This is a genomic window from Pseudomonas sp. NFACC39-1, assembly GCF_900110355.1.
In the GTDB taxonomy this organism is placed as follows: Bacteria; Pseudomonadota; Gammaproteobacteria; order Pseudomonadales; family Pseudomonadaceae; genus Aquipseudomonas; species Aquipseudomonas tehranensis.
Genome location: NZ_FODL01000004.1, coordinates 272,269 through 295,255, shown reverse-complemented (window position 1 = coordinate 295,255; position 22,987 = coordinate 272,269). Strand labels below are relative to the sequence as shown.

At 59.9% G+C, this 22,987-nt stretch carries 17 protein-coding genes; 5 read left to right on the top strand and 12 right to left on the bottom strand.

The window, feature by feature from the left end; translation table 11 throughout:
- Nucleotides 1–333 precede the first annotated feature (333 nt).
- Nucleotides 334–1,023, top strand: a complete 690-nt coding sequence (aqpZ, locus tag BMY45_RS10830; protein ID WP_092397409.1) for an aquaporin Z — start codon at nucleotides 334–336, stop codon at nucleotides 1,021–1,023.
- Nucleotides 1,024–1,039: 16 nt separating this feature from the next.
- Here aqpZ and BMY45_RS10825 read toward each other — a convergent pair whose 3' ends face one another.
- From BMY45_RS10825 to aceK, 7 genes are all read right to left on the bottom strand, one after another.
- Nucleotides 1,040–2,164 carry a GNAT family N-acetyltransferase gene (locus BMY45_RS10825; protein WP_092397407.1) on the bottom strand — a complete coding sequence of 375 codons (1,125 nt, stop codon included), beginning with the start codon at nucleotides 2,162–2,164 and terminating at the stop codon, nucleotides 1,040–1,042.
- A gap of 139 nt (nucleotides 2,165–2,303) precedes the next feature.
- Nucleotides 2,304–3,614, bottom strand: coding sequence for an OprO/OprP family phosphate-selective porin (locus tag BMY45_RS10820; RefSeq protein ID WP_092397405.1), 1,311 nt, complete (start codon nucleotides 3,612–3,614; stop codon nucleotides 2,304–2,306).
- Between the two features lie 258 nt (nucleotides 3,615–3,872).
- A complete protein-coding gene (locus BMY45_RS10815; protein ID WP_092397403.1) occupies nucleotides 3,873–4,109 on the bottom strand; it encodes an anti-sigma factor family protein in 237 nt (78 codons plus the stop codon).
- On the bottom strand, nucleotides 4,103–4,714 hold the full coding sequence (locus BMY45_RS10810; protein ID WP_092397401.1) for an RNA polymerase sigma factor: 612 nt from the start codon (nucleotides 4,712–4,714) through the stop codon (nucleotides 4,103–4,105). The genes BMY45_RS10815 and BMY45_RS10810 overlap by 7 nt, the downstream gene beginning before the upstream one ends.
- Nucleotides 4,715–4,886: 172 nt before the next feature.
- The gene (locus BMY45_RS10805) at nucleotides 4,887–6,008 is read right to left on the bottom strand and encodes a beta-ketoacyl-ACP synthase III (protein ID WP_092397399.1); all 1,122 of its coding nucleotides are present in this window, start codon (nucleotides 6,006–6,008) and stop codon (nucleotides 4,887–4,889) included.
- Between the two features lie 325 nt (nucleotides 6,009–6,333).
- Nucleotides 6,334–10,245 (bottom strand): ATP-dependent RNA helicase HrpA, encoded by a 3,912-nt coding sequence (hrpA, locus tag BMY45_RS10800; RefSeq protein WP_092397751.1) that lies wholly within the window; start codon nucleotides 10,243–10,245, stop codon nucleotides 6,334–6,336.
- Between the two features lie 234 nt (nucleotides 10,246–10,479).
- Nucleotides 10,480–12,201, bottom strand: coding sequence for a bifunctional isocitrate dehydrogenase kinase/phosphatase (gene aceK, locus BMY45_RS10795; RefSeq protein WP_092397397.1), 1,722 nt, complete (start codon nucleotides 12,199–12,201; stop codon nucleotides 10,480–10,482).
- Between the two features lie 130 nt (nucleotides 12,202–12,331).
- On the opposite strand from aceK, the gene BMY45_RS10790 reads away from it, so the two are divergent.
- The gene (locus BMY45_RS10790; RefSeq protein ID WP_092397395.1) at nucleotides 12,332–13,249 is read left to right on the top strand and encodes a DMT family transporter; all 918 of its coding nucleotides are present in this window, start codon (nucleotides 12,332–12,334) and stop codon (nucleotides 13,247–13,249) included.
- A gap of 168 nt (nucleotides 13,250–13,417) precedes the next feature.
- Here BMY45_RS10790 and cysK read toward each other — a convergent pair whose 3' ends face one another.
- Complete coding sequence (gene cysK, locus BMY45_RS10785) at nucleotides 13,418–14,392, bottom strand: cysteine synthase A (protein ID WP_092397393.1); 975 nt, start codon at nucleotides 14,390–14,392, stop codon at nucleotides 13,418–13,420.
- A gap of 129 nt (nucleotides 14,393–14,521) precedes the next feature.
- Between cysK and BMY45_RS10780 the strand changes: the two genes are divergently transcribed.
- The 3 genes from BMY45_RS10780 to BMY45_RS10770 all read left to right on the top strand — a co-directional run bounded on the left by BMY45_RS10780 (nucleotide 14,522) and on the right by BMY45_RS10770 (nucleotide 17,989).
- The gene (locus tag BMY45_RS10780) at nucleotides 14,522–15,598 is read left to right on the top strand and encodes a DUF748 domain-containing protein (protein ID WP_092397391.1); all 1,077 of its coding nucleotides are present in this window, start codon (nucleotides 14,522–14,524) and stop codon (nucleotides 15,596–15,598) included.
- 330 nt (nucleotides 15,599–15,928) lie between these two features.
- Entirely contained in the window at nucleotides 15,929–16,774 is an 846-nt protein-coding gene (locus BMY45_RS10775) for an AAA family ATPase (protein ID WP_025212404.1), read from the top strand.
- Nucleotides 16,775–16,810: 36 nt separating this feature from the next.
- Nucleotides 16,811–17,989: a vWA domain-containing protein gene (locus BMY45_RS10770; RefSeq protein WP_092397389.1), complete on the top strand. Its 1,179-nt coding sequence runs from the start codon at nucleotides 16,811–16,813 to the stop codon at nucleotides 17,987–17,989.
- A 165-nt stretch (nucleotides 17,990–18,154) separates the two neighbouring features.
- Here the strand turns inward: BMY45_RS10770 and BMY45_RS10765 are convergent, their stop codons facing one another.
- From BMY45_RS10765 to ltrA, 4 genes are all read right to left on the bottom strand, one after another.
- Nucleotides 18,155–18,697 (bottom strand): DUF2937 family protein, encoded by a 543-nt coding sequence (locus tag BMY45_RS10765; protein WP_092397387.1) that lies wholly within the window; start codon nucleotides 18,695–18,697, stop codon nucleotides 18,155–18,157.
- 13 nt (nucleotides 18,698–18,710) lie between these two features.
- On the bottom strand, nucleotides 18,711–19,487 hold the full coding sequence (locus BMY45_RS10760; protein WP_092397385.1) for a class II glutamine amidotransferase: 777 nt from the start codon (nucleotides 19,485–19,487) through the stop codon (nucleotides 18,711–18,713).
- A gap of 33 nt (nucleotides 19,488–19,520) precedes the next feature.
- The gene (locus tag BMY45_RS10755) at nucleotides 19,521–20,018 is read right to left on the bottom strand and encodes an MFS transporter (RefSeq protein WP_092397383.1); all 498 of its coding nucleotides are present in this window, start codon (nucleotides 20,016–20,018) and stop codon (nucleotides 19,521–19,523) included.
- 95 nt (nucleotides 20,019–20,113) lie between these two features.
- Nucleotides 20,114–21,811 carry a group II intron reverse transcriptase/maturase gene (ltrA, locus tag BMY45_RS10750; RefSeq protein ID WP_092397381.1) on the bottom strand — a complete coding sequence of 566 codons (1,698 nt, stop codon included), beginning with the start codon at nucleotides 21,809–21,811 and terminating at the stop codon, nucleotides 20,114–20,116.
- Nucleotides 21,812–22,987: the final 1,176 nt, after the last annotated feature.

Here is a 22,987-nt window from a genome sequence, read left to right as displayed (position 1 = left end):
AGACACTTGAATCTAAAGCGAAAGATCAAGATCAAGATCAAAAGATCGCAGGCTTCGCCAGCTCCTACAGGGGCCGGGTTTAAATCGCCAGATCAGTGCAGCCCCAAGTCTTTCTGAAAAAATCTGTCCGGGATCCATCCTACGCGCACCACAGCGACATACTCTCCACCGTCCACGGCCAAAACCGCCACAGTCCCTGACTCTGGCGGTTTTTTAATGCCACTGGATTTGTCGCAACGTTCTGCTGTACTCAGCCCAGGTTCTGGAGATGAACCTGTCGTAATTCTGCTGGATGCATAACCGATTATCACGACTGTTTTATCAAGGATGCTTATGTCTTTACTCAAACGTTCAACGACTGAGTTGTTGGGTACGTTCTGGCTGGTATTAGGCGGATGTGGCAGCGCTGTATTGGCCGCTTCCGGGATTGGCGTGCTGGGGGTTGCCCTGGCGTTCGGCCTGACGGTGTTGACCATGGCGTTCGCCATCGGCCATATCTCGGGTTGCCACCTGAACCCGGCCGTGTCGGTGGGCTTATACGTAGGCGGGAGGTTTCCGGCCAAGGAACTGCCCGCCTACATCATTGCCCAGCTCATGGGTGGGGTGCTGGCCGCCGCGTTGATCTACTTCATCGCCAGCGGCAAGGAAGGCTTCGACCTCGCCGCTTCCGGCCTGGCGGCGAACGGTTATGGCGAACATTCGCCCGGTCAGTACTCCATGGTGGCCGGCTTTGTGACCGAGCTGGTCATGACGGCCATGTTCATCCTGATCATCCTCGGCGCCACCGATAAACGTGCACCCGCCGGACTGGCACCGATCGCCATCGGCCTGGCCCTGACGCTCATTCACCTGATCTCGATTCCGGTCACCAACACCTCCGTCAACCCGGCCCGTAGTACCGGTCCGGCGCTGATCGTCGGCGGCTGGGCCATCGAGCAACTGTGGCTGTTCTGGGTGGCACCGCTGCTGGGCGCTGTCGTCGGCGGTGTGTCTTACCGCTGGCTAGGCAAGGAAAACAGCTGAGCCACCCCGGCGAAGATCAGCACTGCCGATAAGGCAGTGCTGTCTTCGCTTCTTCGGCGTACGCCAACACGCCCTCCTGCTCCCGGATCAGAAAATCTGCAACCGCCGCCTTCAGACCAGGATGGCGCAAGTAGTGCCAGGAACGGGTGATCACCGGCTCGAAACCGCGAATCAATTTGTGCTCGCCCTGGGCACCGGCATCGAAACGCTGCAAGCCGTGGGCAATGGCGTAATCCATGCCCTGATAAAAACAGGTCTCGAAATGCAAACGGTCGAATTCCGCCAGGCAACCCCAGTAACGCCCATAAAAACTGTCACCGCCCACCAGGCTGAACGCCATCGCCACCGGCCGTGAACCTTGCTTGGCCAATACCACGCGAATGGCCTCGGGCATGCGCTCGGCCAGCAGGCTGAAAAAACTCCGAGTCAGGTACGGCGCTTGCCGACGCACCGCGTAAGTGTTGGCGTAACAGGCGTAGACAAAATCCCACTGGGCCTGGTCCAGTTGCTGACCTTCCAGCCATTGGAACTCGATGCCCTGCCCCGCCACTTGCTCACGCTCCTTGCGCATCTGCTTGCGCTTGCGGGAACTGAGCACGTCGAGAAAGTCCTGAAAGTCCCGATAACCGCGATTGCGCCAGTGATACTGGCAGCCGATCCGCTGCAGCCAGCCCGGTTGCCCGGCCAACGCTGCGTCGGTGAAGGCATCGGTGAAGTTGATGTGGGCACTGGAAAGCGATTCGATTTCCAGATAACCCGGCAGGCTGCCAAGCAGCTCCAACCCGTCTTCCCCACTCGCCGCCAGCAGCCGCGGACCACTGACCGGGCTGAACGGCACCGCCGTCAGCAATTTGGGGTAATAGTCGATCCCGGCCCGGGCGCAGGCGTCGGCCCAGGCGTGGTCGAACACGTATTCGCCGTAGGAATGCCATTTGCGATAACTGGGCAGAGCCGCCAGCAAACGACCGTCTTCAATATGCAGCAAATGCTCGGCCTGCCAGCCGGATTGCGGGCCCAGGCTGCCACTGTCTTCAAGGGCCGTGAGGAAGGCATGGCGCAGGAAGGGTTGATTGGCCGGAACCAGTGCGTCCCACTCGTGCGGCGCGATGGTGGACAGGCTGTCCAGAACGTGTAGCGGCATGCAGTTCCCCGAGATCCAGAATGCGGATGGCGCGAGTATCGCCGATTCTGACCGGGCAGATAAAAAAACCCCGCCAGAGGCGGGGTTCAAAGGAGCTATAACGGATGAAAGGTGAAGCTTTGCATCAAGTCAGCACGACTTAGAACACGTACTGGGCGCGCATCACGAAACCGTCGCCATCGTCATCGCCGTTGGCATTGGTCACGTTGTCGGCCTTGGCCTTGACGTAGGCAGCGGAGATTTTCACCGCTTCGTTGGCGTACCAGTTCACGCCCAGGTTGTGCACCTTGGCTTCGGCATCGCCTACGTCACGGGTCGCGGAGGCAGTGGTGATGTTGTCGTCTTCGACGGTCATGCTGTCGTAGCGATAAAACACTTCCCAGGCGCCGATAGATTTGTTCTGAGGTTTGATTGCGTCGAACTTGCCGACTTTATAACCGCGGGATTCACCGGTGAGGGTGTAGGCACCCTGAACATAGAAGCCGTGACCTTTGATGTCTTCAAAGGCGTCGCTGTCAGCCTTGGTTTTGCGGGAGATGTATTCACCCTGGATCGAGGCTGGGCCCATGGCGAAAGCGGCTTCCAGGCCGAACGCCGTGTCGGTGTCGTACGAACCGGCCGGCGAGTTGTTCGCGCCACCCAGCAACGGACGGTTGCCGTTAGGGCCGGCATCGTTGCCACCCAGCGTTTCGACGCCACGCATGCCCAGGCGGGAACGATAACGTGCATCGAATACGGTGTCGGAGACGTCACGGGAAGCAACGTTCACACCGAAGTGCAGGACATTGCCGGAATCGTGCATCGGCGCGAATACGAAGCGACCGTTGACCTGTTTGACGCTGTCGCCATCGGTATCGTTGTTGTCCTTGGCGAATACGCCAGCGGAGGCATAGAACGAATCAGCGAAGGTGCTGGACGCTTGCAGGCCCAGACCGTTCTGGTGGCCGTTGGCCCAGTCGATCAGATCGTAGGCGGCGTTACGCTCCGGCGCGGTCACCCACTTGGAACTGGTGGCTTTTTCCAGGCCGAAATCCGGGTCAAAACGACCGAATTTGATCGAGACCGGCTTGAAGCCGTTGTAGGCCATGGACGCTTCGTCAAAGTAACCGTCGTCTGAACTGCCGGCGTTATGAGAGAAGTCGTAGCTGAGGGTGTAGGCCCAATCCGTGTACAGCACGCCGGACAGTTCCAGGAAAGCGCGACGAAAGTAAGCGGCGTCGGCCGAATTGCCATTGTCGGTGTAGAGACCGTCAAACTGGCTGTAGTCAGCCTGCAAACGACCGCCAAGCTTGAAGCTGAACTCTTTGTCAGTGGTAGCGACCTCAAGGCCGCCCTTGGTTTTGACCACGATATCGGCGCCGTCGGTAGTCACGGTGCCGGCGAAAGCCTGGGCGGTTACTGCCATTGCCAGTGCGCTGGCGGCAACACCTGCGAAGTGCTTACGGATCATCGAAGAATTCCCCTGTTGGTAGTCTATGCCGTTAGAAAACACGCGGAACTGAGCCCGCTGGTGTTGGAGGGGATCTTGGCGATGGGTTGTGTCAGCGCAGTTGCTGTCAGATAAAGATTTTATGACAGGGGAACTTTTTACTTCGAAAGGGAATAACAGTAGGAGCTGGCGAAGCCTGCGATCTTTTGACTCTTCACTGGATATTCAATCGAGAGGGGAAAGATCGCAGCCTCGTTGCACTCGTCAGCTCCTACGGGTTTAGCGAATATTTTTGCGGCGTTCGGCGGCGAGTTTTTCGGCGAGGTGATCCAGGTTGGGAATCGGGGGCTCAGGGAGCTTTTTGAGGGTCGCCTGCATCAGGCGCATCTGGCGGATGAACCGCCGGCATTTGGCGCAGAACATCAGGTGATGACGCATCATCAAGCGTTCACGCAAGCTCAATTGGCCGTCGAGAAAGTCGCTGGAGCGCGCCACTTGTTCCTTGCAGGTCAGCATTCGCCGGTTTCCTCGAAATGTTCCACGGTGGCAAAGACCTTCAGCCGTGCCCGATGCAATAGCACACGTACGTTGGAGAGCGAGATGTCCAGAAGATTACAGATGTCTTCCAGCTCCAGGCCTTGACGTTCGCGCAGGCTCAGGACACTGCTTTGCAGTTGCGACAGGCTGAGCAGCGTGTGCTCGAGGCATTCGCGCAGTTCGCTCATGGTGAGCAGCGCCTCCGGCGTGTCCTGATGCCAGGCGAACGGCGCCAGCAGCCAATGGCCATCCGCGGCGAAACGATCATCCCCAAGCGTGCCGTGGGGCGACGGCAGATCATCGAGCAGCACTTCCCGGCGGTTCTGCTTGTAGCGGCCCTTGGCGGCGTTGGCGGTGATGGTCAGCAGCCAGGTCTTGAGACTGGAGCGGCCTTGGAAGCCATTGAGGTTGCGCACCACTGACAACCAGGCGTCCTGCACCACTTCGTCAGCATGCCGACTGCCCACGATGGCGTAGGCCACGGCGCGCATCGGGCTCTGGTAGGTGCTGACCAGTTCCTTGAAGGCTTGCTGCTCACCGGCCAGGAGGCGTTGGAGCAGTTGTGTTTCGTCGCTGACGGTCATTCAACGCCCATTGCTGAATAGATCGCGGTTGTGGCGAGGGGGCTGATGTGGGAGCAAGGCTTGCCCGCGATGCGGGCAACGCGGTCCTTCATAAGCCGAGCTGCCTGTTTCGCGAGCAAGCTTTGCTCCCACATGACCTTGCTCCCACAAAAAATTCGTCGCCGCCAGAGGATCAATGCTTGCGCAAAATCACGCTGCCAATCGAATACCCGGCACCGAACGAGCTGAGTACGGCCACTGAACCGCTGGGCAAATCATCCTGATAGGTGTGAAACGCAATCACCGAACCCGCCGAGCTGGTGTTGGCGTAGCGGTCTAGGATCACCGGGGCTTCCTCTTCGGTGGCTTCGCGACCCAGCAGCTTGCGCACGATCAGGTGGTTCATGCTCAGGTTGGCCTGGTGCAGCCAGAAACGCTTCACCTCACCGACACTCAGCTGATTTTCTTCCAGGTGGACGCCGATCAGCTCGGCCACCATCGGACAGACGTCGCGGAAGACTTTGCGACCTTCCTGGACGAACAACTTGTCACGGCTGCCGATACCCTCTTCCCCGGCGCGGTTGAGGAAGCCGAAGTTGTTGCGGATGTTGTTGGAGAATTTGGTGAGCAGCTTGGTGCTGACCACGTCGAACTGATACGGCGAGGTCGCCAGGTCCGCCCGTTCGATGATCACCGCGGTGGCCGCGTCGCCAAAGATGAAGTGGCTGTCGCGGTCGCGGAAATTCAGGTGGCCAGTGCACACCTCAGGGTTAACCATCAGGATTGCCCGGGCCTGGCCCAGTTGTACGCTGTTGGCCGCGGCCTGGATGCCGAACGTCGCCGAGGAACAGGCCACGTTGATGTCGTAACCAAACCCTTCGATGCCCAGCGCTTCCTGGACTTCAATGGCGATGGCCGGGTACGGACGCTGCAGGTTGGAACAAGCGACGATCACGCCATCGATGTCGGCGGCGGTGCGCCCGGCGCGTTCCAGGGCCTGTTTCGCGGCACCGACGGCCATTTCGCACAGCACCGACCACTCCTCGTTGGAACGCTCGGGCAGGCGCGGGGTCATGCGTTGAGGGTCGAGAATGCCATCCTTGTCCATGACAAAACGGCTCTTGATGCCGGAGGCTTTTTCGATGAACGCCGCGCTGGATTCGGTCAACGCCTCGACTTCCCCCCGCTCGATGGCTTGGGCATTGTCGGCGTTGAATTGCGCGACGTAGGTATTGAAAGACTGCACCAGCTCTTCATTGGAGATGCTGTTGGCCGGGGTGTACAGGCCGGTGCCGCTGATGACGACGTTATGCATGGTCGTGTCTCTGATCTGTTCAGGCAGAAAGCGTTGGCACCGACGTACCAACACACAAAGGGTCTTTTCCCATCCAGGGGAAGCAGACCTGGCAGTGCTTTATTCCGATCCGCCCGTGGCCGTTGAGGCTCAAAAACCACGGGACCGGCATTTATAGGCGCGAAGTTTGCCATAAACGCTGGCGTTTGGTGCATTGTCCATTAAATACGACACAAAACCCTGTGGGAGCGAGCCTGCTCGCGATAGCGCTGTGTCAGTCAACATCAATGTCGGCTGATACACCGCTATCGCGAGCAGGCTCGCTCCCACAGGTCTTGCGCCGATCTCAGGGTTCCACTTGCGCCCACTGCTTACTCAGGCGCTTATCCGAAATCGGCACCTTGGTGCCCAGTTGCTGGGCGAACAGCGACACCCGGTACTCCTCCAGCCACCAGCGGTACAGCTCCAGTTGCGGATCGCGCTTGCCTTCCTGAGCGTGTTTGCTGGCGCGCACCTGGTATTGGGCCCAGAGGCTCGACAACTCGCCGCTCCAGACCCGATCCTTCTGCACCTGGCTGCCGAGTTTCTCGAAGCGCTGCTCGATGGCCTTGAGGTAGCGCGGCAACTCCTTGAGCCACTGATGCGGGGTTTCGCGCACAAAGCCTGGGTACACCAGATGGCTGAGCTGTTGCTTGATGTCGTTCAAGGCCACGGCCTGGGCCAGGTCGATCTTGCCCTTGAAGCGTTTTTGCAGGCCATGCCAGAGCTTGAGGATGTCCAGGGTCAGCTTCGCCAGGCGTTCGGCGTGGTCGGTCCAGCCGCCGCGTTTGCGCTCGGCCAGGGATGCCAGTGCGGCGCCATCACGGGGCAGGTTCGGCTCGCCTTCCAGCACGCAGCTGTCGAGACTGACCAGCAGGATGTCTTCCACCAGGCTGTCGATGCGCCCCAGTTCACGGTACAGCAGGCCCAGCTCCGTCAACCCGGGCAGTTTGCCGCGCAGGAACTTGGCCGATTCAGCCAATTGCTGCATCAGCAAGCGCTGCAAGGCGCGACGGTGCTGGAACTCGGCTTCGGCCGGGGTCGGGAAACGGCCTTCCTTGACTACGCCGCCCTCCTCCACCAGCGCCGGGTAGACCGTCATCGACAACCCGGCGATCTTCTGTTGGGTTTTCTCGGCCACCGGGGCAAAGATTTTCGCTTCCACCGGCGCCTGGCTTTTCGCCGTCTGCGGCACGGCCAAGGCGGCCTGGCTGGCTTCGGCAAAGCGCGCCGTCAGTTCAGCCAAGTCACGGCCTTCGCCAAGAAACTTGCCCTGGCCGTCGACAATTTCCAGATTCATGCGCAGATGGCTTTCCACCTGCTGCGCCGCTTCCGCCCAGGCTTCGTCGCTGACCCGCGCGCCGGTCATGCGCAGCAGCTCGCGGCCCAGGGATTGCGGCAGCGAACCCTCAGCAAAGGTGATGCGTTGCAGCGCGGCCTTGACGAAGTCCGGCACGGGCACGAAGTTTTTGCGCAGGGCCTTGGGCAGGTTGCGCACCAGGGCGATGCATTTGGCTTCGATCATCCCGGGCACCAGCCATTCCAGACGCTCCGGCGGCAGCATGGGCAGCAGCGGTGCCGGCACGCGCAAGGTCACGCCGTCGCGAGGATGGTTGGGCTCGAAGTGGTAGCTCAGCGGCAAGGTCAGCTCACCGACGCGCAACGTGTCCGGGTAATACGCGGCAGTGACTTCACTGGCCTCGCGGGCCAGCACGTCTTCTTCGCGCATGATCAACAGTTGCGGGTCTTTCTGGCTGTTGATCCGGTACCAACTGTCGAAGGTCGCGGTCTGGTGGATCTCGGCGGGCAAGCGCGCATCGTAGAAGGCGAACAGGGTTTCCTCGTCCGCCAGGATGTCTCGACGGCGGGCCTTGGCTTCCAGTTCGTCGAGTTGCTCCAGCAGTTGGGTATTGGCACTCAGGCACTTGGCCCGGGACTGGATCTCGCCGCGCACCAGCGCCTCGCGGATGAACAGTTCCCGCGACACCACTGGGTCCACCGGCCCGTAATGCACCGGCCGGCGGCCGACCACGATCAGCCCGAACAGGGTGATCTGCTCATACGCCACCACCTGCCCGCGCTTCTTCTCCCAATGGGGTTCGAAGTGGTTTTTCTTGATCAGGTGCCCGGCCAGCGGCTCGATCCAGTCCGGTTCGATCTTGGCCACCATGCGCGCGTAGAGCTTGGTGGTTTCCACCAGTTCGGCGGTCATCAGCCACTGCGGACGCTTCTTGCCCAGGCCTGACGAGGGGTGAACCCAGAACCGTCGTTGACGGGCACCGAGATAGTCGCCGTCTTCGGTTTTCTGGCCGATCTGGCTCAGCAGGCCGGAAAGCACCGCCTTGTGCAGTTTCGGGAAGTCGGCCGGCTCTTTATTGAGGCTCAGTTGCATGTCACGGCAGATCAGGCTCAATTGGCGATGGGAATCGCGCCACTCGCGCAGGCGCAGGTAGTTGAGGAAATTCTTGCGGCACCAGTTGCGCAGCGGGCTGGCGGTCAGGGCCTGGCGCTGCTCTTCGAAACCGCGCCACAGATTGACCAGCCCGGCGAAGTCCGAGTCGGGGTCTTTCCACTGGGCGTGGGCCTGGTCAGCCGCCTGCTGACGCTCGGGTGGACGCTCGCGCGGGTCCTGGATCGACATGGCGCTGGCGACGATCAGCACTTCCTGCAAGCTGCCCAGCTTCGCCGCTTCCAGCAGCATGCGGCCCATGCGCGGGTCCACCGGCAAGCGCGCCAACTGGCGGCCCAGCGGGGTCAGTTGGCTATTGCGGTCCACCGCCGACAGCTCTTGCAACAGGTTGAAGCCGTCGCTGATGGCCTTGCCGTCCGGCGGTTCGATGAACGGAAAATCGGTGATCTCCCCCAGGCGCAGGTGCAGCATCTGCAGGATAACCGCCGCCAGGTTGGTGCGCAGAATCTCCGGGTCGGTGAATTCCGGCCGGCCGAGAAAATCCTCTTCGCTGTACAGCCGCACGCAAATCCCTGGTTCAACCCGCCCGCAGCGGCCCTTGCGCTGGTTGGCGCTGGCTTGGGAAATGGCTTCGATGGGCAGGCGCTGGACCTTGGCACGATAGCTGTAGCGACTGATGCGCGCGGTGCCGCTGTCGATCACGTAGCGGATGCCCGGCACGGTGAGCGACGTTTCAGCAACGTTGGTCGCCAGCACCACACGCCGGCCTGGGTGGGTCTGGAAGATCCGCTGCTGTTCGGCTGGCGACAGCCGCGCATACAGCGGCAGGATTTCGGTGTGCTTGAGCTGGGCCTTGCGCAGCATTTCGGCTGCGTCGCGAATTTCCCGCTCGCCCGGCAGGAACACCAGCACGTCACCGGGGCTGCGGCGTTCGCTGCGCTCAAAGGCGGCGATTTCATCCAGCGTGGCGAGGATCGCCTGGTCGACGGTCAAGTCGTCCTCGACCCGGTTGCCCTCCTCATCCTGCTCCAGGGTCAGCGGGCGATACCAGGTGTCCACCGGGAAGGTGCGGCCCGAAACTTCCACGATCGGCGCGTCATCGAAGTGCTTGGAAAAACGCTCCAGGTCGATGGTCGCCGAGGTGATGATGACCTTGAGGTCCGGGCGGCGCGGTAGCAGGGTCTTGAGGTAGCCGAGCAAGAAATCGATGTTCAGGCTGCGCTCGTGGGCTTCGTCGACGATGATCGTGTCGTAGCGTTCGAGGTAACGGTCATTCTGGGTTTCGGCCAGCAGAATGCCGTCGGTCATCAGTTTGATCAGGGTGTTGGCGTCGCTCTGGTCTTCGAAGCGCACCTGATAACCCACCAGTGCGCCCAGCGGCGTGGCCAGCTCCTCGGCGACCCGGCTTGCGACGCTGCGCGCGGCGATCCGTCGCGGCTGGGTATGGCCGATCAAACCGTGCTGGCCGCGGCCGATTTCCAGGCAGATTTTCGGCAGTTGCGTGGTTTTGCCCGAGCCGGTTTCGCCGGCGATGATCAGCACCTGGTGCTTGAGCAGCGCCTCCTTGATTTCGTCGCGCTTGGCGGCGATCGGCAAGCTGTCGTCGTAACGAATGACCGGCAGGCTGGCCTTGCGCGCCAACACCTGATCGCACGACGCCTGCATGCGCGTCACCCACTGGGCCAGCTTGGCCTCGTCGGGTTTCTTGCGCAGCTCGAGCAACTGACGCCGCAACCGATAGCGGTCAGCGAGCATGGCGTGGTCGAGGTTTTTCAGCAGCTTGTCGATAGCGGGAGCTTGGTCAGTCATCAGGTACGCAAGGGTCGTCGGTTTGTGCAGGGGGCCGATTGTCGCAGATTTGCGCAGGTTGCGCCGACCCATGGCAGCCTGCCCGCTCCCACAGGAGATTTGCGTCGAGAATGCTTTTGTGGCGAGGGAGCTTGCTCCCGCTCGGTTGCGCAGCAGCCGCAAGATCTTGGGGCCGCTTCGCAGCCCAGCGGGAGCAAGCTCCCTCGCCACAGAGGCTTCACTCACCCACGCAGGTTATTCGCTGTCCAGATCTTTACGCCGATACGGGAACACGTCGATCACCTTGCCCGCCCGAATCGCCTCTTGCAGGCTTTTCCAGTAATCGGCGTTGTACAACTCACCGTGCAGTTGATCGAACAGCTTGCGCTGCCCCGCATCGGCGAACAGGAACGGTGGGAACTCTTCGGGAAAAACGTCCAGCGGCCCGATGGAATACCACGGCTCGGAGGCCATTTCGTCTTCCGGGGTCCGCGGCTGGGGGATGTGCCGAAAGTTGGCTTCGGTGAGAAAGCAGATTTCGTCGTAGTCGTAGAACACCACGCGACCGTGGCGGGTCACGCCGAAGTTCTTGAGCAGCATGTCGCCGGGGAAGATGTTGGCCGCCGCCAGTTGCTTGATCGCCAGGCCATAGTCTTCCAGCGCCTCGCGCACCTGGTCCTGGTTGGCGTTTTCCAGGTAGAGGTTCAGCGGGGTCATGCGCCGTTCGGTCCAACAGTGACGAATCAATACCGTGTCGCCTTCCACCGACACCGTGGACGGTGCTACGTCCAGCAGTTCCTCCAGGCACGCCGGTTCGAACTTGCTCAGGGGAAAGCGGAAATCGGCGAACTCCTGGGTATCGGCCATGCGCCCGACCCGGTCGACGCTTTTCACTAGCCGGTACTTTTCGATCACGGTCGCGCGGTCGACGTTTTTCGACGGCGAGAAACGATCCTTGATGATCTTGAAGACGGTGTTGAAGCCCGGCAGGGTGAATACGCTCATGACCATGCCGCGCACGCCTGGCGCCATGATGAACTGGTCGTCGGTGTTTGCCAGATGGTTGATCAGCGCCCGGTAGAACTCGGATTTGCCGTGCTTGTAGAAACCGATGGAGGTGTACAGCTCGGCGATGTGCTTGCCCGGCAGGATGCGCTTGAGAAAGCCGATGAATTCCGCCGGCACCGGCACGTCCACCATGAAGTACGAGCGGGTGAACGAGAAAATGATCGACACCTGCGCCTCGTCGGTGATCAGCGCATCGATCTGGATGCCCCGGCCTTCGCGATGCAGCAGCGGAATCACCAACGGCCATTGGTCATCCTGCGTATAGATCCTGCCCACCAGGTACGCGCCCTTGTTGCGATAGAGCACCGATGAAAACAATTCCACCGTCAGTTGCGGGTCCTTGCAGACCCAGTCGGGCAGGTTCTCCCGCAATTGGGCTTCAAGGCGCTGCAAATCGCCCGGCAAGTCGGCGTAATCCTCGCTGAAACGGTAATCGGCGAAGATCGCCGCCAGCATCCGGTCCAACTGGCCCTCGGGTTTGTAGGTACGGGTCTGGGCGGCTCGGGCGCGGCGCAGGCTGGGCCGGGTGGTATGGATGAACATGGTGCCGTCGCTGATCAGGTCATGGCTGAACAGCCCGCAGAAGATCGAGTTGTACCAGGTCTCGGACAGCTCATCGTCGAAACGCAGGTCGATCAGGCTGATGTAGGCGCTTTTGACCAGCGGCCAGCAACTGACGTCCATCAGCGCCTCGGCTTCGAAAGCCTTGCGCAAGCGGGCGACGGTTTCGAAGACTTTTTCTTCATACAAGTTGATCCGCGCCGCAGAGGCCTCTTGCGCCTCCTGCCAACGGGCCTGCTCGAACCGGGCGCGGGCGCCATCGGTGATCTGCCGGAAATGCTCACGGTAATCGTCAAAGCCTTCGAGGATCGAACGGGCGATATCGGCGGCGGGCCATGGCTGCGGCATAGGGTAAACCTCGGCGGGTCATGCTTGTTATTGGCGACTGAGCTTAGAGGCCAATCGCGCGGCAACGCAACCATTGCCATCGGTCTTTGGCGGGGCGACACTTGCGACCCGATCAAGGAAGGAATGCGCTGTGAACCCCGTTGATATCCTGCGTTTGCTGTCATTGGCCGCTATCTGGGGCGCCAGTTTCCTGTTCATGCGCATTATCGCCCCTGTCATTGGCACAATCCCCACTGCCTTTTTTCGCGTCTCCATCGCTTTTGTCGGCTTGCTGGTGATCCTGGCATTGATGCGTATCGACTGGGATTTTCGCGGCAAGCTGAAAATCGTGATGGTGCTGGGCCTGATCAACTCGGGCATTCCGGCCACGTTTTATTCGCTGGCGGCCCAGGTGCTGCCGGCCGGTTACTCGGCAATCTTCAACGCCACCACACCATTGATGGGGGTGTTGATCGGCGCGTTGTTCTTCAGCGAAAAACTCACCATGACCAAGGTCAGCGGGGTGTTCCTGGGATTGTTCGGTGTCGGCATCCTGACCGGCGCGGGGCCGGTGGCCTTCGACCTGCAATTGCTGATGGGCGCCCTCGCCTGCCTGCTCGCTACCACCTGCTACGGTTTCGCTGGATTCCTCGCCCGCCGCTGGCTCGACCATCAAGGCGGACTGGACAGCCGTCTCGCGGCCCTGGGCAGCATGTTCGGCGCCACGGTGTTGCTGTTGCCGCTGTTTGGCTACAGCGTCATCAGTCACCCTCCGCCCAGCTGGGGTGGCTGGAGCGTCTGGCTGTCGCTGCTGGGGTTGGGCCTGGTGTGTACGGCGCTGGCGTACATTCTGTATTTCCGGCTGCTCAGTTCCATTGGCCCGGTCAAATCCATGACCGTGACCTTCCTGATCCCGCCGTTCGGCGTGCTCTGGGGAGCGTTGCTGCTGGATGAGCCGTTAGGGATGGCGCACCTGTACGGCGGCGTGCTGATTGCGGCGGCGTTGTGGCTGGTGTTGAAACCAGCGGCGAGCGCGACCAAGGAGCCGCTCCCAGGCCAGCGTAACTGAACATCCCCCACCCTTGTGGCGAGGGGATTTATCCCCGCTGGGTTGCGAAGCGACCCCATAACTGACACCTCGAGGTGACTGAGCTGTTCTGGGGACTGCTGCGCAGTCCAACGGGGATAAATCCCCTCGCCACAATAACGTTCGCTCACCAGTCGCTGGGGGGCACGATTACTGCTGAGTCTCCTGCTCGGTAAACAGATCACTGAACAACATGCTCGACAGGTAGCGCTCACCCGAGTCCGGCAGGATCACCACGATGGTCTTGCCCTGCATTTCGGGCTTTTCCGCCAGGCGCACGGCTACAGCCATCGCCGCGCCACAGGAAATGCCGCACAGGATGCCCTCCTCCTGCATCAGGCGCAGGGCCATGGCCTTGGACTCCTCATCAGTGACCCGCTCGACCTGATCGACGATCGACAGATCGAGGTTTTTCGGCACGAACCCGGCACCGATCCCCTGGATCTTGTGGGGGCTGGGCTTGATCTCGTCCCCCGCCATCGCCTGGGTGATCACCGGCGACACCACAGGCTCCACCGCCACCGACAGAATCGGTTTGCCGCAGGTGTTCTTGATGTATCGCGAAACCCCGGTAATGGTCCCGCCGGTGCCGACGCCCGCCACCAGCACATCCACAGCGCCGTCGGTGTCGTTCCAGATTTCCGGCCCGGTGGTTTTTTCATGAATGGCCGGGTTGGCCGGGTTATCGAACTGCTGCGGCATGAAGTATTTGGCGGGGTCGCTGGCGAGGATTTCGGTCGCTTTCTCGATCGCACCCTTCATGCCCTTGGCCGGATCGGTGAGCACCAGCTCCGCGCCCAGGGCCTTGAGTACCTTGCGCCGCTCGATGCTCATGGACGCCGGCATGGTCAACATCAGCTTATAGCCGCGGGCGGCGGCCACGAACGCCAGGCCGATCCCGGTGTTGCCGGAAGTGGGCTCGACGATGGTCATGCCGGACTTGAGCTTGCCCGAGCTTTCGGCGTCCCAGATCATGCTCGCGCCGATCCGGCACTTGACCGAGTAACCTGGGTTGCGCCCTTCGATCTTGGCCAGGATGGTCACGCCACGGGGGGCAATGCGATTGATCTGCACCAGTGGCGTATTGCCGATGGAATGGGCGTTGTCAGCGAATATACGGCTCATGACTGGGTCCTTAATGCAGCGGGGATTTAGCGCTTAAAGGTATGCCTGTTGCCCATGGGCGTCCAGTTGCACCGAACGTTCCAGTTGTTACAACAGTCAATGTTTTAACAACGCCGGAGACTGACTGAAATGAAGCGTCGATACAGCTGGCCACTGTGGACTTTCGCCGCCATCGTTGCGGTGCTGGTGGCCCTGCATTTCACCTTGCCTTATCTGGTGCGCGACTACCTGAACGACAAATTGGCCGACATGGGTGACTACCGCGGCCAGGTGGCCGATGTGGACCTGGCGCTCTGGCGCGGGGCCTACCGGATCAACGGCCTGGAGATCGTCAAGGTCGACGGCAAGGTCCCGGTGCCGTTCGTCGAAGCACCGTTGATCGACCTGTCGGTCAGTTGGCATTCGCTGTGGTACGACCATGCAGTAGTGGCGGAGGCGGAGTTTATCCGTCCCGAAGTGAACTTCGTCGATGGCGGCGCCGACCGGCAAAACTCTCAGACCGGTCGGGGCACCAACTGGCGCGAGCAACTGAGCAAGTTGCTGCCCATCACTTTCAACGAAGTGCGGATCCGGGAAGGCAAGGTGACGTTCCGCAACTTCAATTCCAAGCCTCCTGTAAACCTGCGGGCCACCGACGTCAATGCCAGCTTCTATAACCTGACCAACGTGGTCGACACCGAAGGCAAGCGCGACGCTCGCTTTGAGGGCAAGGCTCTGGTGGCTGAACATGCGCCGCTGGAGGTGCAGGCGACCTTCGACCCGTTGAGCGACTTCGAGGATTTCGACTTCCGCCTGCGCGCCACGGACATTGAGCTCAAGCGACTTAACGATTTCGCCGCGGCCTATGGCAAATTCGATTTCAATGCCGGCCATGGCGACCTGGTGGTGGAAGCAGAGGCCGAGAACGCCCAACTCAGCGGCTACATCAAACCGCTGCTGCGCGACGTTGACGTGTTCGACTGGCAACAGGATGTGGAAAACGAGAAAAAGAACATCTTTCGTTCGGTCTGGGAGGCCTTGGTGGGCGCGGGTGAAACGGCCCTGAAAAACCAGCGCAAGAACCAGTTCGCCACCCGGGTTGAACTCAGCGGCAATGTCCATCAGCAGGACATCAGCGCCTTCGAAGCCTTCCTGCAAATCCTGCGCAACGGCTTCGTCCAGGCCTTCAATGCCCGCTATGAGCAGCCGCCGCCTTCGGCTGACTAGGCATGTGACCTGTGGCGAGGGAGCTTGCTCCCGCTCGAGTGCGCAGCGCTCGCAGGCTTTTGGGGCCGCTTCGCAGCCCAGCGGGAGCAAGCTCCCTCGCCACAAGAGCGGCTGACCGTTAGAAAAGCATGAACCCAGAAACGTATCGCCAAATTGGCGATACGTTTCTGGCAAGCCGCCGAGACTGAGTCAACATGTGACGCTCCATTCAGAGACTGAATACAGCGTCTGCGTTCACAGTCGCCGGGGCGTCGCGTTATAGTCGGGTACGACATTTATTTCGCGCGCCCCGCCTCGTCCGGGCCGGCGACACCGTTCGAGGATTTGCAGATGAAGTTCGAAGGCACCCGCGCCTACGTGGCCACCGATGACCTGAAGCTGGCCGTCAACGCCGCCATCACCCTGGAACGTCCCTTGCTGGTCAAGGGCGAACCGGGCACCGGCAAGACCATGCTGGCCGAACAACTGGCTGAATCCTTCGGCGCGCGCCTGATCACCTGGCACATCAAGTCCACCACCAAGGCCCATCAAGGCCTCTACGAATACGATGCGGTCAGCCGTCTGCGGGACTCGCAGTTGGGCGTGGACAAGGTGCACGACGTGCGCAACTACCTGAAGAAGGGCAAGCTCTGGGAAGCGTTCGAGTCCGAGGAGCGGGTGATTCTGCTGATCGACGAGATCGACAAGGCCGACATTGAATTTCCCAACGACCTGCTGCAAGAACTCGACAAGATGGAGTTCTACGTCTACGAGACCGATGAAACCATCAAGGCCAAACAGCGGCCGATCATCATCATTACCTCCAACAACGAAAAGGAACTGCCGGACGCCTTCCTGCGCCGCTGCTTCTTCCACTACATCGCCTTCCCCGACCGCGTCACCCTGCAGAAAATCGTCGACGTGCATTACCCGGACATCAAGAAAGACCTGGTCAGCGAAGCACTCGACGTGTTCTTCGACGTGCGCAAGGTGCCGGGTCTGAAGAAAAAACCTTCCACCTCCGAACTGGTGGACTGGCTCAAGCTGCTGATGGCCGACAACATCGGCGAAGCGGTGCTGCGCGAGCGTGATCCGACCAAGGCCATTCCGCCCCTGGCCGGTGCCCTGGTCAAGAACGAACAGGACGTGCAACTGCTCGAGCGCCTGGCGTTCATGAGCCGCCGTGGCACCCGCTGAACCCGCTTCGTTTCAACAAGAGCGAGGGCGATTGCCATGCTGCTTAACCTGTTCAATGAAATGCGCGCCGCCAAGGTGCCGGTGTCGGTGCGTGAACTGCTGGATTTGATCAACGCGCTGAAGCAGCGGGTGATCTTCGCCGACATGGACGAGTTCTATTACCTGTCCCGGGCAATCCTGGTGAAGGACGAACGGCATTTCGATAAATTCGACCGCGCCTTCGCCGCTTACTTCAATGGCCTGGAAAGACTCGATGATCACCTCCAGGCCCTGATTCCCGAAGACTGGCTGCGCAAGGAATTCGAGCGCTCGCTGACCGACGAAGAGCGGGCGCAGATCCAGTCCCTGGGCGGCCTGGACAAGCTGATCGAAGAATTCAAGAAGCGCCTGGAAGAACAGAAGGAACGCCATGCCGGCGGTAACAAGTGGATCGGCACCGGTGGCACCAGCCCGTTCGGTTCCGGCGGTTTCAACCCCGAAGGCATCCGCGTCGGTGACGCCGGCAAGCGCCAGGGCAAAGCTGTAAAAGTCTGGGACCAGCGCGAATACAAGAACCTGGACGACCAGGTGGAACTGGGCACCCGCAACATCAAGATCGCCCTGCGCCGCCTGCGCAAGTTCGCCCGTCAGGGTGCCGCCGAAGAGCTGGACATCGATGGCACCATCGACCACACCGCCCGGGACGCCGGCCTTCTGAATATCCAGATGCGCCCGGAGCGACGCAACACCGTCAAGTTGCTGTTGCTGTTCGACATCGGCGGCTCGATGGATGCCCACGTAAAAATCTGCGAAGAACTGTTCTCGGCCTGCAAGACCGAGTTCAAGCACCTGGAGTATTTCTACTTCCACAACTTCGTCTATGAGTCGGTGTGGAAAAACAACCTGCGCCGCACCTCGGAACGCACCTCGACCCAGGACTTGCTGCACAAGTATGGCGCCGATTACAAAGTGATCTTCATCGGCGACGCCGCCATGGCCCCGTATGAAATCACCCAGGCCGGCGGCAGCGTCGAGCACTGGAACGAAGAACCGGGCTACGTGTGGATGCAGCGCTTCATGGAGAAGTACAAGAAACTCATCTGGATCAATCCTTACCCCAAGGACACCTGGGGCTACACCGCGTCGACCAACATCGTGCGCGAACTGGTGGAGGACCGGATGTTCCCGCTGACCTTGCGCGGGTTGGAAGAAGGGATGCGGTTGCTTTCCAAGTAAGATGCTTGGGATCTTCGTCACAAGAGATCCCTGTAGGAGCTGGCGAAGCCTGCGATCTTTTGATCTTGATCTTTCGCTCAAGACTCAATTGTCGGTGCAAAGATCGCAGCCTCGTTGCACTCGGCAGCTCCTACAGGACTTCGCTAGATCCCATCGCTCAACTGGTTACAACCCGCGCAAATCCCGCTCTTCAATCGGTCGGCTCTGGCGCAGACGCCTGCCGCCCAGCACCACCCAGTCGATCAGGCGGAACAGGCACTCCAGGCCGAATGACAGCAACATGGCGCCACTGAGGCCCCAGATCATCGCCTCGGGGGTCAGGAGGATCTGGTAGCTGTAGCCGTTCCAGGTTTCCTTGCGAATCTCCGGGTCAGCGGCCAGTGCCACTTGCAGCAAACGGATGTACCACGGCCCCTGCATTGCCTGGAATTGCTTGTCCAATGCCTGCTGACGGACGAGCAAGGTGTTCAGGCTGTCAGCATCACTGCGAAAGATCGGGTCTTCGCTGGCACGGTAATGCGCCACCAGCGCCTGCATGTCACCCTTGAAAAACTGGTTGGCGGTGCCCTGAAAACCTCGCAGGCCGGTCTGCGCTTCGATCAGGTGCGCCTCGACCCGCTTGGCGTAATCGCTGATGAAACCCGGCACCTGCACCCCCACCAACAGGCCTACCGCGAACAACACCAGTCGTAGATAACTGAGCAACATAAGCGTGACGTCCTTATTCGGTCTGGCCATGGCTGACGCATTCGCCGCGCCGCCACAGGCTCCATTGGCCCGGTTCGTAGCGGGTCCAGGTTTCGTTTTCGGTCAAGGGTTCGGTGGCAATTACCGTGACCACGTCATTGGGCGTGGTTTCGGCGTGGAAATCCACGATCACGTCCACATCCTTGAGCCGCGCCGGGCCGAACGGCGCGCGACGGGTGATATGGACCAGTTTGGTCGAGCAAAAGCAGAACAGCCAGTCACCATCGCTGAGCATGCAATTGAACACGCCCTTGCTACGGTATTCGGTGCAGGCCTGAATCAACGACGGCAGCAATTGCTCCACCTCTACCGGTTCCGGGAACGCCTGGCGCACGCGGTTGAGCAAATCACAGAACGCCGCTTCGCTGTCGGTATCGCCCACCGGACGATAGAAGCTTGCGCCCGGCTGGAAATCGGCAAGCTGGCCATTGTGGGCGAAGCACCAGTTGCGGCCCCACAACTCACGCACGAACGGGTGGGTGTTGGACAGGCAGACCTTGCCGACATTGGCCTGGCGGATGTGTCCGATCACCACTTCGCTCTTGATGGGATAGCGCTGCACCAGGTTCGCCACTTCCGACTCGCTGCTGGCGGCAGGGTCCTGGAACAGGCGCAGGCCACGACCTTCATAGAAGGCAATGCCCCAGCCGTCCCGATGCGGCCCGGTCTTGCCGCCACGCTGCATCAGCCCGGTGAAGCTGAACACGATATCGGTCGGCACGTTGGCGCTCATGCCCAGTAACTCACACATGCTCGGACCCTCGCTTCAATGGGACAAGCCTGTTTACAGCCGCGGCTCGATACGCGAACGCTGAGGATTGCTCGGTACCGGCGGACGACCGTAACGGTCATCCCCCGCCACACCGAACGGTTGCTCATCCTGCAACTCATCGGCCGCAGCAGCGGCTTTGGCGGCAGCGGCTTTTTCCTTGCGAGCGCTGGCTGCACGCTCGATGGGGAAGCGGATCAGCACGAGAATCAAATAGAGGCCAAAGGCGATCATGCCGTACATGAACAGATCGGACACCGCACGCCAGGCGTTGTTGCCGACTTTGAACAGCATGTCCAGGGCGACGATAGCCAGGGCCGGGGCAACCTGTTCCTTCACGGGGTCGACGATAGTGGGGCTGAACAGCAATACCGCCATCAGCAGACGCAGCGGTTCGCGCAACCCGCGCCACATCCAGCGGGTCATGCGCATCCATACCAGCAGGCAGCCCAGGGCGGCGAAGGCATAGAGGCCCCAGGCGATCAGATAGTCGTTCTCGGTCATGGTGTCCATGGCAAGGCAGGCAAGTCGGGTAGAGACAGACCATTTCTGGTCTGCCTCCCCCTAAGAACCGTACGTGCGCCTTTCAACGCATACGGCTCAAGTCTCTAGAAAGCCCCTTGCGGAGCCGGCTTGTTTACTGTCAATCCACGGCTGTGAAGCTGCTGATGACAAACTGGGTGCAATAGTACTCGGTTATCCAAGGTGTCTCCACCGCCATGGGAGCGTTGGGTTATGTGATGGTCGTGCCATCCAGTGACCTTGGTGATGGGCTGTTTGCACAGCGGGCAAAGACCTCGTTGGCCTTGGAAGAGCCTGACAATTTGCTTTCGGTACTTCAGCTTTTTGAGCATCCGTTCCATTCGTAGCTTCTCGCCCATTTCTTCCATCGAAGGGTCAAAGGGGTTGTATTCCCCACTCACCTTCCTATGCCTCTCAATCGGAGTACTCGCTAGCAAGTACAGAGGAGCTAGTATTTTTGTCCCATCCGCCTTCAACTTCGTGGTGGCGAATACCCAACTCCTGCTCTCGTGTGCCTGAAAGTAATTCCTCCGGACCCATTCGAGCGATTTGTTAGGGTGTCGCCGTTTCGCCCAACGCCATAAAGCATGGAAAATTGAGTTGTCCATCCGGCTATACGCCTTCTTGGCAACTACGGGCTGGTGATACAGCGCCCAGCCTTTCAGCATCGGATTCAGCCTTCGGATCAGATCTTCCTGCTTCGCCGTTTTGTTGGTGCTGATGGCTTCCTTGACCTTGCGGTAGAACGCTTTCATGTTCTTCTTGCTCGGCTTGATCAGGAGTTTCCCGTCGTACTTGCGGAAATTCCATCCCAGAAAGTCGAAGCCTTGATCAATATGGACGACATGGGTTTTCTCGGGTGACAGCTGCAGTCCTCGCATAGCCAGGAACTGCTCCACCCAAGGCTTGACCTCATTTTCCAGCATCTCTTTCGAGCTTCCGGTAATCACAAAATCATCCGCATAGCGCACCACATTGATCTTCAGCTTTTTGGCTTTTGTCACGCCCAGATGTAGCTTGAGCTGTGACTCCAGTCCATCCAGCACCATGTTCGCCAAGGTGGGCGAGATAATCCCGCCCTGTGGCGTACCGGCGTCCGTTGCCTGTAGCTGGCCCTTATGAACCACACCAGCCTTCAGCCATTTCCGAAGAACCACTTTGTCCGTCGGGACATTGGTGATTAACCAGTCATGGTTGATATGGTCAAAGCAGCCTTTGATGTCCGCCTCCAATACCCATTGGGCCGAGACCTTCTTGGATAGGCAAACGAACAACTGACCCATCGCATCTGCCGTCGAACGTTCAATCCTGATGCCGTAGCTGTTCGGATCCCCGGTGGTTTCTGCGATAGGCGCCAGCGCCAGCAGGTACAACGCCTGCATGGCCCTATCAGTCATGGTTGGGATGCCCAGTGGGCGCTCCTTCCCATTTGTCTTTGGAATGAAGACACGTCTTAAAGGCCGTGGCTTGTATCCGTGGCGCTTCAACCCATCTGCCGCTTTCCATTTAGCATCGGGTGTATCCCAGAGCACGCGGTCGACTCCCGCCGTGCGCTTGCCCTGGTTTTCAGTGACTCGTCGTACAGCCTGGTATCTGGCCGAACGAGAGCGGGTCAGCATCCGTTGTAGAGTTTTCACCCTGCGCCAGTCACCCTCCCGACAAGCCTTCGCAATCCGCAACTGCATCCCCCGAACATTCCGCTGAACACGACACCAGTCGATGTCTTGCCATTGTTGCGGTACGCCAGAAGGCGCAGACACGGCCGGCTGACTATGTACTTTCATGCTGCCTCCCTCTCAATTGGCCTGAGTGGAAGACGTACGCATTCCCTGACGGGAATGGACGCTCCCGTCAGGGCCGGATAAATGGGAAACCCAAACCTCGGGTTTCTAAGATTATTGAGACAGGTTCATTCAGAGTTCATGCGACGAAAGACCACGCAGAAGTCTGCCCGGTTTCCCGTGAGGTGATGTTTCAACCCCTATCCGAGCCATTACAGCTCGGCTTTCGCTTTCTCTGCGATCCCATACCCGCACCGCCAACAGCTCACCTTACGGTTCACCTGCCCGAAGGCAGCCATACGGGCTTACCACGTTCCCTGCCTGTCACACGATTGGTTTAGGACCTGCCTTTTCGCCGGTGATCTAGATGACGACGTACCTCCAGCCTCTACAGAGGTATCCGATCACGTGCCTTTTGGCTCAAGCCTGATAGCAGTTTCGGCTTGTTTATAATTACGACGTTTATCAGCAGTTCACATATGTTGCCCATGCCAACCAGCCTGGCGCCTCAACCCGGTACTGCTCCGAGCATCCATGCCCTGCCTCGCGGCAAGAACATGCCTGTAAAGGGGCTACGTTGTCAGAAAAGCTTCACACCTCACCGTTACCGATGACGCATGTTTTCTTAGGCTATCGTTGGTCGCACAACGAGTCCGCTGTTAGCTTGAAAGCAAGCTAAATGGACAATGACAGACAGAGCTTTCGCTCGCGTCTTCAGATAGATGGAGGGCAGGAACTGGCTAGCAGCATGCCCGAAGAATTATTTCCTCCTGTTTCGAAGCAGGAGAAAACCCCTGCGGGGATTCTCTCCCGCATGGGTAAGGTTCTAATAAGAACCGATGATTTGGTGTGCGCTCCAGGACCAGTGAAATCTGTCCTGTGATCGAATCGCAGAGCGCTGATCGACCTTGGGCTGCCACCGCCGCAGCGGTAAGTCCTTGAAGGCTATGGACTTATGGGAGGGTTTTGTTTCTTGGGGCTGGGTACCCAAACCTCGGTTTCCTTTCGGAAACCCCTTCAAGATGACCTTACACCTCGAAGTCTTGAAGACACGCTACGCGTGTCGCACAGAGGCGCTTATAGTAACGGCTTTTCGCTCGTCAGGCTGCCCCGGCGTCTGTCGAGTGGTCTGTGCCGCAGTATCTGTCGGTTAATTTCTGCCGCCGCAGGTGGCTGACC

What these genes read in the sequence shown, in the direction of transcription:
- aqpZ (WP_092397409.1), top strand. Translation starts at nt 334, where the DNA reads ATGTCTTTACTCAAACGTTCAACGACTGAGTTGTTGGGTACGTTCTGG.
- BMY45_RS10825 (WP_092397407.1), bottom strand. Translation starts at nt 2,164, where the DNA reads ATGCCGCTACACGTTCTGGACAGCCTGTCCACCATCGCGCCGCACGAG.
- BMY45_RS10820 (WP_092397405.1), bottom strand. Translation starts at nt 3,614, where the DNA reads ATGATCCGTAAGCACTTCGCAGGTGTTGCCGCCAGCGCACTGGCAATG.
- BMY45_RS10815 (WP_092397403.1), bottom strand. Translation starts at nt 4,109, where the DNA reads ATGCTGACCTGCAAGGAACAAGTGGCGCGCTCCAGCGACTTTCTCGAC.
- BMY45_RS10810 (WP_092397401.1), bottom strand. Translation starts at nt 4,714, where the DNA reads ATGACCGTCAGCGACGAAACACAACTGCTCCAACGCCTCCTGGCCGGT.
- BMY45_RS10805 (WP_092397399.1), bottom strand. Translation starts at nt 6,008, where the DNA reads ATGCATAACGTCGTCATCAGCGGCACCGGCCTGTACACCCCGGCCAAC.
- hrpA (WP_092397751.1), bottom strand. Translation starts at nt 10,245, where the DNA reads ATGACTGACCAAGCTCCCGCTATCGACAAGCTGCTGAAAAACCTCGAC.
- aceK (WP_092397397.1), bottom strand. Translation starts at nt 12,201, where the DNA reads ATGCCGCAGCCATGGCCCGCCGCCGATATCGCCCGTTCGATCCTCGAA.
- cysK (WP_092397393.1), bottom strand. Translation starts at nt 14,392, where the DNA reads ATGAGCCGTATATTCGCTGACAACGCCCATTCCATCGGCAATACGCCA.
- BMY45_RS10780 (WP_092397391.1), top strand. Translation starts at nt 14,522, where the DNA reads ATGAAGCGTCGATACAGCTGGCCACTGTGGACTTTCGCCGCCATCGTT.
- BMY45_RS10775 (WP_025212404.1), top strand. Translation starts at nt 15,929, where the DNA reads ATGAAGTTCGAAGGCACCCGCGCCTACGTGGCCACCGATGACCTGAAG.
- BMY45_RS10770 (WP_092397389.1), top strand. Translation starts at nt 16,811, where the DNA reads ATGCTGCTTAACCTGTTCAATGAAATGCGCGCCGCCAAGGTGCCGGTG.
- BMY45_RS10765 (WP_092397387.1), bottom strand. Translation starts at nt 18,697, where the DNA reads ATGTTGCTCAGTTATCTACGACTGGTGTTGTTCGCGGTAGGCCTGTTG.
- BMY45_RS10760 (WP_092397385.1), bottom strand. Translation starts at nt 19,487, where the DNA reads ATGTGTGAGTTACTGGGCATGAGCGCCAACGTGCCGACCGATATCGTG.
- BMY45_RS10755 (WP_092397383.1), bottom strand. Translation starts at nt 20,018, where the DNA reads ATGGACACCATGACCGAGAACGACTATCTGATCGCCTGGGGCCTCTAT.
- ltrA (WP_092397381.1), bottom strand. Translation starts at nt 21,811, where the DNA reads ATGAAAGTACATAGTCAGCCGGCCGTGTCTGCGCCTTCTGGCGTACCG.